Source organism: Austwickia chelonae NBRC 105200 (assembly GCF_000298175.1).
Classification (GTDB): domain Bacteria; phylum Actinomycetota; class Actinomycetes; order Actinomycetales; family Dermatophilaceae; genus Austwickia; species Austwickia chelonae.
Map to the genome: position 1 here is coordinate 1 of NZ_BAGZ01000010.1, position 11,969 is coordinate 11,969.

Genomic DNA, 11,969 nt, shown 5'->3' on the forward strand with positions numbered 1-11,969 from the left:
CCCGAACCCCTACCCGGCCAGTCGTATCTCACCGGATACGAGAGTCGCCGGCAGGTCGACCAACCGCTGGTTGGTACTCCCCCGCCAGGGCAGCGACAGACTCCGCCGAGCCAGTACGAACGGCCCGTCCACCAGGACGTCCACCAGATGGAGGAGTTCGCCCAGTTCCGGCTCCGTACGGGCCCGTCGTAACAGGTGCTCCACCCGGTATCCCGAATAACACCACACGTTCAGCCCGCGCTCCTTCGCCGCCGAGGCGAGCCGGGCCGCCGGGCCGGCCTGACGGGTCGGCTCACCACCACTCAGAGTGAGCCCCCCGGTCAGCGGATTGTCCTGCATCTCCGCGATCAAGGTGTCCACCGAGACCACCGTCCCGGCCTCGAAAGGTTGACTCTGCGGATTCTGACAACCCGTACAGCTCAGGTCGCACCCCTGGGCGAAGACGACATACCGCAAGCCGGGCCCGTCCACGATGGAGTCCTGGACCCGGCCTGCGATCCTCATCCTCACGGCCGGGTTTCCGCCTCACCGGACGCCGAGCCCAGACCGGAACCACCGAGGCTGCGCAGCCCGTGGCGCACCCGGTCCCGCTCCTCGGCACGCTTGGCGTCATTGAACCGGTCCAAGGTGCCCACCAGATAACCGGTGATCCGGCGGATCCGGTCGAACGGCGCGTCGGGGGTCTCGAGGCGTCCGCAACCAGGGCACTCGTCGTCGATGCAGCCGGTGTACCCGCAAACAGGATCCAGGTCCACAGGATGGTTGATCGACCCGTAACCGATCCCGCTGGCATGCATGTGCCGCACGATCGCCTCGAAAGCCTCCAGATTCGCCCCGGGATCGCCGTCGAGCTCGACATAGGTGATGTGCCCGGCATTGGTCATCTCGTGGTACGGCGCTTCGAGGGTGATCTTGCGGGCCGCAGTGATCCCGTAGGTGACCGGGACATGGAAGCTGTTCGTGTAGTAGTCCTTGTCGGTGACCCCCGGGATGTCACCGAAACGCGCCCGGTCGAGCCGGACGAAACGACCCGCCAACCCCTCCGCAGGAGTGGCCAGCAGGGTGAAGTTCAACCCGGTCCGCGCCGCCTCCTCGTCCATGCGTGCCCGCATCCGACGCACGATGCGCAACCCCAGCTCCTGAGCCTGCAGGGTCTGCCCGTGATGACGCCCGATGAGCACCGTCAACGCCTCGGCCAATCCGATGAAACCTGCGGAGAGACTGCCGTGCTTGAGCACCTCGCCGACCTCGTCGTCCGGCCCCAGTTCTTCACTGCCCAACCAGACTCCCTGCCCCATCAGGAAGGGGAAATTACGCACCCGCTTACGGCTCTGGATCTCCAGACGCTCCAACAGCTGGGCCACGACCAGGTCGAGGGTCTCGTCCAGGAGCGTGAAGAAGTCGTCGTGGTCACCGCCGGCGACCATCGCCAGCCGCGGCAGGTTGATGCTGGTGAAGGAAAGGTTCCCCCGCCGGTTGCACACCTCCTGGGAAGCATCGTGGACATTGCCGATGACCCGGGTGCGGCAGCCCATGTAGGCGATCTCGGTCTCCGTGCGTTCCGGGTCGTAGTGGGCAGCGTTGAACGGCGCGTCCTGGAAGGAGAAATTCGGGAAGAGCCGTTTGGCGCTGCACCGGCAGGCCAGCCGGAAGAGGTCGTAGTTCGGGTCGCCCGGATCAAGGTTGACGCCCTGTTTCACCCGGAAGATCTGGATGGGGAAGATCGGGGTCTCCCCGTTGCCCAGCCCGGCCTCGGTCGCGGCCAGCAGGGCCCGCACGACCAGCCGGGCCTCCGGGGAGACATCGGTGCCGTAGTTGATGGAGGAGAACGGGGTCTGTGCGCCGGCCCGGGAATTCATCGTGTTGAGGTTGTGGATGAGCGCTTCCATCGCCTGATAGGTGGCGCGTTCGGTGTCCCGGAAGGCCTCCGAGGCGGCGAACTCCTGGGCGGCGCGGATCGCGTCCTCCTCGACCGTCCCGCGCCCGTCCGCCGGGGTGCCCTCGCCGGGGCCGTTCTCGACGAGCTGTGCGAGGGTCTGCGCGATCAGGGCCTGCCGTTCCTGGTCGACCTGGCCGGGAGCCGGTTCCAGGGCCGGACGCAGGTCGCGGGCTGCGGCCAGGACGTCCAGGGCTCGGGTGGCCACCTGTTCCCAGTCGTACCGTCCCAGGCCGGGTGCAGGCGCCCGCAGGGTCAACGCGCGGGTCAGGTTCTCCCGGTAGCTGCGGGCGTAGGTGAGCCGCACCCCGTCGGCCATGACCCGGTCGAAGTCGGGGATCGACTGGCCGCCGTGCTGATCGTTCTGATTGGACTGGATGGCGATGCAGGCGAGCGCGGCGTAGGAGGCGATGCTCTGGGGGCGGCGGAGGACACCGTGGCCGGTGGAGAAGCCGCCGTCGAAGAGTCTGCGCAGGTCGATCTGGCAGCAGGTGGTGGTGAGGGTGAGGAAGTCGAGGTCGTGGATGTGGATGTCGCCGTCGATGTGGGCTTCGGCGTGGTCCGGGTCGACGACCCGTAGGAGGTTGAAGTGTTTGGCGCCTTCGGAGCCGTATTTGAGCATGGCGCCCATCGCGGTGTTGGCGTCGACGTTGGCGTTCTCGCGTTTGACGTCGCTCTCGGCTGCCGAGGTGTAGGCGATCTCCTCGAAGGCTCGCATGAGGCGGGTGTCATGGTCGAGGTCGTCGCTGGTGACAGGTGCTGCGGTGACGGTGTCGATCGACATGTGCGCTCCTCGCGGGCCGGGGCACGGGCGTGCGGGAGCGGTCGAGGACAGGGGGTCTCCTGTTTCGACCGGGCCCACCCGCGAGGCCTGTGCCGGACACCGGGACTGGTTGCCCCGGGTGTCGGCAGGTCTTCGGACTGGAGAGCGTTCCGGGGTGTTCCCGGTGGTCCTACTGGGCGGCGCTTCCCGGCTGGGGGCCAGTGCTTCTGCCGCTTGTCGTTCTCTCTCACCGCTGCGGGGCAGTTCCGGATTCTCACCGGATTCCCTCTTGCCTCGCGCCTTTTCCGGTGTCGTGGTGCGCGGGGATGCGCAGCCACAACACAGAAATAGCCACTACATGTAGTGGTGTCCGGCGCGAACCGACACAAGGGGTAGCTTATGCCGTCGCACGAGCGCATCACGAATCGACACCCCGCTGTGGACAGTTCACCCAGATCACTCACGCCACCCCAACTCTGTGAGGAAGTCAAGAAAGGACCTGGACACATGTCATGATCGAAGCGGCCAGCCCAGTGGAGAAGGAGGAACATGTGAGCGCGCCCTTCCAGGTCGATCTCCGAGGCGTCGTCGACCTGTTGAGCCATCACCTCTACTCCGGACCCAGGGTCTACCTACGGGAGTTGATCCAGAACGCGGCCGACGCACTGACCGCACGGCTCCTCCTCGCCCCGGCCACCGCCGCGAGCGCACCCCCGCGGATCACGATCACCCCCGCCGATGTCTCACCCGACGGACGTTTCCACCTCGACGACAACGGCATCGGGCTGACCCGCGAGGACATCGACCGTTTCCTGGTCGGCATCGGCAGCTCCTCCAAACCCGGGGCGGCCGCCTCGACACAGGAGACCTTCATCGGCCACTTCGGGATCGGACTGCTCGCCTGTTTCCTGGTCTCGGAGACCATCGAGCTGTGCACCCGGCACGACGACGAGGAGCCGACCTGGCGGTGGACGGCGCACAGCAGCGGCACCTATTCGGTGACCGAGTCGGACCTTCCCCGGCTCGAGCGGGGCACCGTGGTCAGCCTGGAGGCCCGCCCCGAACACGCGCATCTGGTCCGGGAGGACACCGTCCGGGAGCTGATCCACGAATTCGCCGCCTATCTGCCCCACGAGATCGTCCTGCACACGGCCACCGGCCCGGAGCAGATCGTCCGACGGCATTTCCCCTGGCAGGCCGACGTCCGGGGACGTCCCTGCGGGTCGGCCCTGTCGCGCAGGGCCGAGGTCACCGACCTGTGCAACGACCTGCTCGGGTTCTCCCCCTTGGACTGGATCGACCTGACCGATCCGGAGACCGGGCTGCGGGGGATCGCCTATCTCCTGCCGCATCCGGCCGGGCAGCACGGATCCCATCGGGTCTACGCCGACAGCATGCTGGTCGGCGACCGCTGTGAGTCCCTTCTCCCGCCGTGGGCCGTCTTCGCCCGGGCCGTGGTCGACGCCGACAGGCTCCCGCTGACCGCCAACCGGGAAGGGTTGCACGAAGGTGAGTTGTTGCAGCGCACCCGGGACCGTCTCGGCAGCCAGATCCTGTCCTGGCTGACCCGGACCGCCCAGACCGATCCCTCCCGCATCCGCGCCTTCCTGGATGTGCACGAACTCACGGTGAAATGCCTGGCCACCGCACACGACGACCTGTTGGACGCGGTGAGCAGATGGTTGACCTTCGAGTCGACCCTCGGCCCGGTGACCCTGCCGCAGTTCGCGGAGAAATGCCAGGTGCTGCGGTATGCGGCGACGGTCGACGACTTCCGCCAGCTGGCCCCGGTGGAAAGCGCCCAGGGGTCCTCCCTGTTGAACGGCGGCGGCACCCACGACGGCGCGCTGATCCTGCGGTACGCGCAGCTGACCGGCGTCCCCACCCAGCTGGTGCATCCCACGTCGTTGTTGACCGCGCTGGACACCCCGTCCCCCGGGGAGGAGTCCTCCTATCTGCCGTTGTTGGACCTCGCCGGGCGGGTACTGGACCGGGCCGGGTGCGACATGGTGGTGCGTTCGTTCTCCCCGGCGGCGGTTCCGGCGTTGCTGCTCTCCGACCGGGGGGCCCGGTCGAGTTCCTGCCGGGACGGTGCGGGGCGATCCGACGACGGGGCGTGGACGGAGCTGCTCGGCAGTCTGCGCGCGGACACGGACCGGCCGCAGTTCGTCCTGAATTCCCGCAACCAGAGCATCCGGTCGTTACGCGGCTGCGAAGACCCGGGGTTGCAGTCGTCGATCATCGAGGCGTTGTACGCCTACGCGCTGGTCAGCGGGCATCATCCACTACGTCCGTACGAGTCGGCCCTCGTGTCCCGGGCGTTGCCGCACCTGGTCTCGCTGGCCATGGCGCCCGGAGAGGATGTGTGATGGCCGAGGTCTCCGAGGTGCGGGCGGCTCTGGACCGGATCGAGCGGATGCCACACGGCCGGGAGCGTTGCCGGGAGGCCGAACAGGCAGTGGCTCTCGCCGATGCCGTCGCCGACCTCTCCTGGCAGGCCAGGGCCCGGACACAGTTGGCCGCCAGTTACGCCTTCGGGGATCCTGGCGAGCACGAGCTAGCGCTGACGGCATGGCAGTTGCAGGCCCTGGACGACTCGGGGGACAGGCTGTCCCCGGAGCAGGGACAGTGGATGCTCCGACAGTTGAAGTGGTCGTTGGGCCGGATGCTCGAGCTGCCCGACATCCCGTTGTCGACGATCCGCCAGGCCTATGACGACGCCGAGCGACGCTTCCGTGAGGCTGGCCACGGCCGCCACACGATGACCTTGCTGCGGGCCCGGCTGGCGATGGACGTGAACTCGCCCGACCAGGCCGACGCGGCGGTCGATCTGTGGCGCACCCAGCGCCGGGACGAGCTGTCCGACTGTCGCGCCTGCTGTGCCCGGGCCGAGGCCGAGTTCCTCGCCGCGGAGGGCGATGTCGACCGGGCGTTGCGCGTCCTCCAGGGGGTGACGGCCGGGCGGATCGGCTGCGTCGACGAACCTGCGCTGTCGTTGTCCCTGTCGGTGGACTGGCTGCTGCGGAGCGGCCGCGTCGAGGAGGCCGTGCAGGCCCACGTGCGGTCGTGGCAGCTGGGCCACCACCGTCCGGCCCAGGCTGCGATGGCAGCCCGCACGATGCTCTTCCTGGTGCGGACGGGGCAGCCGCACCGAGCCTGGCAGCTGCTCCGCCCGCGGCTGTCCTGGGTGGAGGAGATGCGCAGCCCCCGTCGTCGGATGGAGTTCGCCGCGACAGCCGCCACCGTCCTGGACGCGGCCGGACGGGCCGGTGGGATCGACCAGGAGGACTGGGCGGGGACATGGGCTGCCGAGCACGACCGTCTCCGGGCGGTCGCCGACTCGCTGGCGGAGTCCTTCGACGCCCGCAACGGCAGCACCCGCGTGTCCACGTCGCTGGCCGAGCTGGCCGCCCCCGATGGCCTCGGTTCCGGGGGCGCCGGCCGGCCGGGCACCTCCCGGGGCCGCTACGCCCGGCCCCTCCCCGCCACGTACCCGGATGCGGAGACGGACGGTGAGGAGCTGGAGCTACCGGACGGCCTGATCGCCTGGCGGGCCCGGGTGCAGGCGGCCCTGGACACCTTCGACGAGGCTTACGACCGGCTCATCGAGGCCTGGCACGACACCCGGGAGGACCAGCCCGAGCCGAGGACGCCGGCCGAGTTCGCAGCGGCCGCCTACCTGGACCGGAGGGTCGTCCCCCTCCCGGACGAGGACACCGCTGATCCGTTGCGGGAGCACCAGGATGCGCAGTCGGCCCGGCGCGCCTGGTTGGAGCGCGCGCAGGAGGAGGCGCGTTGCGGTGACGAGCCGGGGTTGACCGCGCGGATCGGTGTCGAGCTGGCGTTGCACGACATGCCGGAGGATCGGGAGGTCTGGGAGGCTTCCGGTGAGGCTGCGTGGGCGATCCCGGTGGGTGATCCGCATCGGGGTCCGGCGTTGGCGGTATTGGGTGATCATCCTGAGCCGCGGACTGCTGCCTTGTGGTTGGAGCGTTCCGCGGAGGCTTTCGCCGCGATCGGTGAGCGGGCCTGGCAGGGGCATGTGCTGGGGCGGGCGGCTTGGCAGCAGCTGGGTTTCGACCTGTCCGCGGCGGAGAACTCGAGCCGGGTGGCCTTGTCCCTGCTCACGGCGGCGGGTGCGCCGGGGCGTACCTTGAGTCTGCCTCGGGTGGTCTTGGGATTGGCGTTGTCCGCCCAGGGGCGTCCCGAGGAGGCGGTGGAGCCGTTACGGGCAGCGGTGCGTGAGGCCCATGAGCGTGGTGAGTCTGCGTTGGCCCCGGCTGCGTTGGAGTTGTGTTCGGCGTTGACCTATGTGGGTGCCTGGGAGGAGCTCCTGGCGGTGGCCCGCCGGACGGTGTCGGAGGTCGCGGATCTGGGGCCGACCTATCTGGCTGCGGCTCGGCGGTATCTGGGGATGGCTCTCCTGGAGTCGGATCGTCCGCATGAGGCGGCGTTGGTGTTGGAGGAGGCTCTGCCGGTGTTGCGGGCGGAGTCTTCGCCGTCGCTCGGGGCGGCGTGTTGGGCTCTGGCGGGTGCGCTGCGTCGGATCGACGACCTGGCCGGTGCTCTGGACGTGTATCGGTTGGGTGCGCAGGCTTTCGGCAGTGGCGAGCATTTCGTGGAGGCTGCCCGTTGTCTGGAGTCCGCCGGGGAGCTGACCTGGCAGGTCCGGTCGGCGCGGGCGGCGGTGCCGGTCTTCGAGGAGGCTGCTCAGTCTGCCCGGCGGGGCAATGATCCGAGTATTTTCCTCAGTGCCCGTCGGAGTCGTGCTGCGGCATTGGCGCAGTACGACCTGCAGGACGGGTTGGCGGCCCTGTCGGCGTGCGAGGACGAGATCCAGGTCTTCTTCAAGGAGCCTCATGCCGGGGGGATGAGTTATGACGCGACGCTGCTGTCGTTGAGTTTGTTGTTGCAGGGTGGTCGGTTGGCGGCTGATCGTGGCGAGTGGGAGTTGTCCTTCTCCTATGTGGATCGGGCCGAGTCCTTGGCGGCGGAGGCGGGGCGGGCGGGGATCTGCGCGGAGGCGAGGTCGTTGCGCGCGTTGGCGCTGTCTCGGACGGGGCATGCCGACGAGGCGGAGCGGCTGTTGCGGGAGAATCTGCCGGTGTTGGCCGACGGGATGTTGTCGAATGCGCGGATCGATGCGGCCCGGGTGTTGGCGACGCTGTTGAATGACACCGGTCGGGGGGACGAGGGCGAGAAGATCTGGGCGCAGTACGGTCCGCATCCGGTGTGATCGTTCTGCTGGTGGCGGGGTCGTCGATTCGTCCGTTGTGGGGTGTGTGGGTGCGGCTCGGCTCGTTGCGTGCGCGGCTCGCTGTGTGGTTTGGTGAAGCTTGTGGCTCCAGGAACACGATTTTTCGGTTTCGCCTGGTGCGCGAGCGGTGTGGTGGGGATGCTGGCGCAGCTGGTTGCTCTGCGTGCGTGGCCTCGCCCGTATGCCTGGAATCTGAATTACATCAGTGATCTGGGAATGCGTAGTTGTGGGAAGGTCCTGGACGGTTCCGGGACGGCTCGCTGGGTGTGTTCGCCGGGGCATGAGACGTTCAATGCGGGGTTGATCGTGGCCGGGGTGTTGTTGGCGGCCGGTGCGGGGGCGATGGCCGTGCGTCGGCGCGGCGAGTGGGGTGTGTGGTCGTTTTTCGTGCTGAGCGGGTTGGCCATGGTGGTGATGGCGATGATCCCGGCGGATGAGCATCTGCCGGTGCATGATCTGGCCGCGTTGGCGCAGGTGATGTTCCAGTGGGCGGGGATGGCGGCTTTGGCTCGGCCGCGGACGGCGGCGGCGGTGTGGCCGCGCATGTCGCCGACGTTGAGTGCGGTGACCTGGTCGGTGTTGGTGCTGTCGGTCGGGTCCTATGTGGCTTTTCTGCTCTCCCATGTGTGGGGGGATCTGTTCGGTCTGCGCCTGGGGACGTGGGAGAGGTTGGCGACGGACAGCCTGTCGCTGTGGGTGTTGTTGGCGGGGGCGTGTGTCTTGGTGGATCTGGCGATGCCGCGGGCGCGGATCAGGGCCCGTTCGTCGGTGGAGAAGGCCTGAGCGCCGGTTCGTGGGCGTGGTGTGGGGCCGGTTCCCGCCTCACGAGAGAACCGACCCCACCTGGGCTTCTCGCCCTCGGCACTTCCCTCGCCTGTGGAAGCGCCTCCCCTCTGGTGGAGCTGACCTCGTCGCCATCCGAGGTCGTGACGAGGACTATCCCGGTCCACCCTGAATATATTCTGCACGATCCCTCGCGTTGAACTGTGAGTCGCAGGCCACGCCATCCCCTTCGTATGACTCTGTGTTCATTGACCAGGAAGTATCCAAGATCATCTCTGATTTTGAGGGTCAGCGTACTCTCGCACTTCACGCCCATTCACAGAAAACACACAGGACAGGCATAGCGGGATCGACATCTGGCGGACTTCAATCGAAATCATGAACTCCGCACCACCATCCCTCACCCGACCGGACGGCAGCCCGGTCCGCGTCCTCGTCGTCGACGACGAGGCGAATATCACCGAGCTGCTCCGCATGGCACTGCGCTACGAGGGCTGGGACGTCCGCACGGCAGGCACCGGGACGGCCGCCGTACGCACCGCCAAGGAGTTCGGCCCCGACGCCGTCGTCCTCGACATGATGCTGCCCGACTTCGACGGCATGGAAGTCCTACGGCGGATGCGCCACCACGACCCCAATGTGCCCGTCCTCTTCCTCACCGCCCGCGACACCGTCGAAGACCGCGTCGCCGGACTCACCGCAGGCGGCGACGACTATGTCACCAAACCCTTCAGCCTGGAAGAAGTGGTAGCCCGGCTACGCGCCCTCATGAGACGCACCACGATCAGCGCCGAAGACGCCAGCTCCTTGCTCGTGGTCGGCGATCTCACCCTCGACGAGGACAGCCACGAGGTGACACGCGGAGACACGGAGATCACCCTGACCGCCACCGAGTTCGAACTCCTGCGCTACCTGATGCGCAACCCCAAGCGGGTCCTCTCCAAAGCACAGATCCTCGACCGGGTGTGGAACTACGACTTCGGAGGACAGGCGAACGTGGTCGAGCTGTACATCTCCTATCTGCGCAAGAAGATCGACGCCGGCAGAGAACCCATGATCCACACCCTGCGCGGAGTCGGCTACGTCCTCAAACCGGCCGGCTGACCCCGCACCACCCCGTCGACGACTGTGCCGGAGAACGGCCACTGCTCCAGACCCGCAGGACGAGAAAGGCCAGCGATGCTGAGAGGTATGTCCCTGCGTCGGAAACTTGTCCTGTCGATCGTCGCCCTGTTCGTGATCGTGACCATCGTGACCGGGCTGACGAGTTTCGCCGTCGCCCGGAAGTCACTGACCCGGCAGCTCGACGAACAGGTCCGACAGACCATCGGACGTGCTGTCGACCAACACCGCGGACGAAATCTTCCCCCCGCCGACCAGGACGATCCCGGGCGTGGCATCGGTGGGGACTTCCTCCTGCTGGAGATCCGCAACGGCTCGGTGCGCCAGTTCGCCGCGTACACCAAGAAAGGGGTGCGGGTGGAGAAGACCGAGAAGATCACCCGGGCCCTACTCACCGCCGAGCTCGACGAACGACCCCGCACCGTGTATCTCGGATCCGAGCTGGGCAACTACCGGCTCGCCCGCCAGGAGACCGGTCGGAGCGTCGTCATCGCGGGCCTGCCCCTGCGCCGGATGGAAGACCCGCTGGAGAGCATCCTCTACACCAATGTGATGGCCGGACTGATCGGGCTCGTCCTGCTCGGCGGGGGCGCGACCTGGCTGATCCGGGCCAATCTGGCCGCCCTGGAACGGGTGGCGGCGGTGGCCGGACGGGTCTCCCGTACGCCCTTGTCCACCGGAGCCGTCGAGCTCCCCGAACGTATCGCTCATCAGGACACCGACACCCGGACCGAGGTCGGCCAGGTCGGCGCCGCCTTCAACGAGATGCTCGACCATGTCGACCGTTCCTTGCAGGCCCGACACGAGAGCGAGATGCGTCTGCGTCGTTTCGTCGCCGACGCCAGTCACGAACTGCGCACCCCGCTGGCCTCCATCCGCGGTTACGCCGAGTTGTCCCGCAAGGAGACCGAACCCGTCCCCGAAGGGGTACGGCATGCGCTGGACCGGATCGACTCGGAGTCCGCACGGATGGCGAGCCTGGTCGAGGACCTGCTGCTCCTGGCCCGTCTGGACGCCGGACGTCCGCTGGCCGCCGAGGAGGTCGACCTGACCGTCCTGGTGATCGACGCGGTGAGTGATGCCCGGGCGGCCGGGCCGGGCCATCGGTGGCAGTTGGATCTGCCAGAGTCCGCGGTGGAAACGGTCGGCGACCGGGCCAGGATCACCCAGGTGGTGGTGAACCTGCTGGCCAATGCCCGCGTGCACACCCCGGAGGGCACCACGGTGACCGCCAGTGTCCGGGCGGTTCCGGCCGGGCAGGAGGACGGCGGCCCGGCAGCTTGGGCGGTGATCACGGTGGCGGACGACGGCCCCGGCATCCCCGAGGAATTGCAACCCCGGGTCTTCGCGCGGTTCACCCGCGGCGACGAGGCCCGGACCCGGGTGTCCGGCAGCGAGGAGGGCAGCGGCCCGGCCTCCACCGGATTGGGGTTGTCGATCGTGCAGGCCGTGGTGTCCGCCCACCACGGCCAGGTGAGCGTGGACAGCTCACCTGGACGGACGGTGTTCACCGTGCGCCTGCCGATGTCCTCCGCTGCGCCGCAGCCCGCTGAGAGGCCTCAGGCGACGGCGTAAGCGCCTACCCGCGGACGGTCAGAAGGCGCTCTCGCCCGGCGCGGCGACGAAATGCCGGACCAGCCAGGTCGGGAAGAGGACGTAGAAACCCAGGACGACCAGGCAGCCCAGGAGCAGGAGCACGCTGATCCCGCTCGCCTGCGCGAAGGCGAGCAGGTGGAGGCGCACCGCGAGCAGCGCACCCGCCACTCCGATGCAGATGTGCGCGCCTCGACGTGCGCACCGCAGACAGGCCTGCGAGGACCGCAGGAGACCTCCGGCCAGGGCCAGGACGAAGGCCAGGCTCAGCACGGCGGCCGAGAGCGTCAGGAAACCGTGCGAGGAGTGCACCGCGGCGGGGACCGGTTGGAAGAGCGCGGACCACCAGATCAGGGTCACCCAGAAGCCGAAGACGGCGACAGGCCCGGCACAGAGGCGGTCTTCGCGGTTCGTCATCATCTGCCCCCAGCTGCATAGGCGCCGGAAGAGAACTCGCCCGGACGCCAGTTTGTCGGTCCACGAACGTGATTCAGGCTATTGGCCGGTATGCCCTC

The 11,969-nt window shown here is 68.1% G+C and carries 8 protein-coding genes and 1 riboswitch; of the genes, 5 read left to right on the forward strand and 3 right to left on the reverse strand.

Annotated features, from left to right (window positions below):
• Window positions 1–9: 9 nt before the first annotated feature.
• Window positions 10–504 carry a 4Fe-4S single cluster domain-containing protein gene (locus AUCHE_RS10540; protein WP_006503289.1) on the reverse strand — a complete coding sequence of 165 codons (495 nt, stop codon included), beginning with the start codon at window positions 502–504 and terminating at the stop codon, window positions 10–12.
• Window positions 505–506: 2 nt separating this feature from the next.
• Window positions 507–2,720 carry an anaerobic ribonucleoside triphosphate reductase gene (locus AUCHE_RS10545; RefSeq protein ID WP_006503290.1) on the reverse strand — a complete coding sequence of 738 codons (2,214 nt, stop codon included), beginning with the start codon at window positions 2,718–2,720 and terminating at the stop codon, window positions 507–509.
• A 106-nt stretch (window positions 2,721–2,826) separates the two neighbouring features.
• Window positions 2,827–3,053, reverse strand: a riboswitch (cobalamin riboswitch).
• Between the two features lie 197 nt (window positions 3,054–3,250).
• On the opposite strand from AUCHE_RS10545, the gene AUCHE_RS10550 reads away from it, so the two are divergent.
• From AUCHE_RS10550 to AUCHE_RS10570, 5 genes are all read left to right on the forward strand, one after another.
• Entirely contained in the window at window positions 3,251–5,068 is a 1,818-nt protein-coding gene (locus tag AUCHE_RS10550; protein ID WP_006503291.1) for an HSP90 family protein, read from the forward strand.
• On the forward strand, window positions 5,068–7,935 hold the full coding sequence (locus AUCHE_RS10555) for a hypothetical protein (RefSeq protein ID WP_006503292.1): 2,868 nt from the start codon (window positions 5,068–5,070) through the stop codon (window positions 7,933–7,935). Before AUCHE_RS10550 ends, AUCHE_RS10555 begins: the two co-directional genes overlap by 1 nt.
• A gap of 159 nt (window positions 7,936–8,094) precedes the next feature.
• Window positions 8,095–8,739, forward strand: coding sequence for a DUF998 domain-containing protein (locus AUCHE_RS10560; protein ID WP_006503293.1), 645 nt, complete (start codon window positions 8,095–8,097; stop codon window positions 8,737–8,739).
• Window positions 8,740–9,117: 378 nt separating this feature from the next.
• Window positions 9,118–9,843 carry a response regulator transcription factor gene (locus AUCHE_RS10565; RefSeq protein WP_006503294.1) on the forward strand — a complete coding sequence of 242 codons (726 nt, stop codon included), beginning with the start codon at window positions 9,118–9,120 and terminating at the stop codon, window positions 9,841–9,843.
• An 87-nt stretch (window positions 9,844–9,930) separates the two neighbouring features.
• A complete protein-coding gene (locus tag AUCHE_RS10570; protein ID WP_245706958.1) occupies window positions 9,931–11,436 on the forward strand; it encodes a sensor histidine kinase in 1,506 nt (501 codons plus the stop codon).
• A gap of 18 nt (window positions 11,437–11,454) precedes the next feature.
• On the opposite strand, the gene AUCHE_RS10575 is transcribed toward AUCHE_RS10570, so the two are convergent.
• The gene (locus tag AUCHE_RS10575; protein WP_006503296.1) at window positions 11,455–11,874 is read right to left on the reverse strand and encodes a hypothetical protein; all 420 of its coding nucleotides are present in this window, start codon (window positions 11,872–11,874) and stop codon (window positions 11,455–11,457) included.
• Window positions 11,875–11,969: the final 95 nt, after the last annotated feature.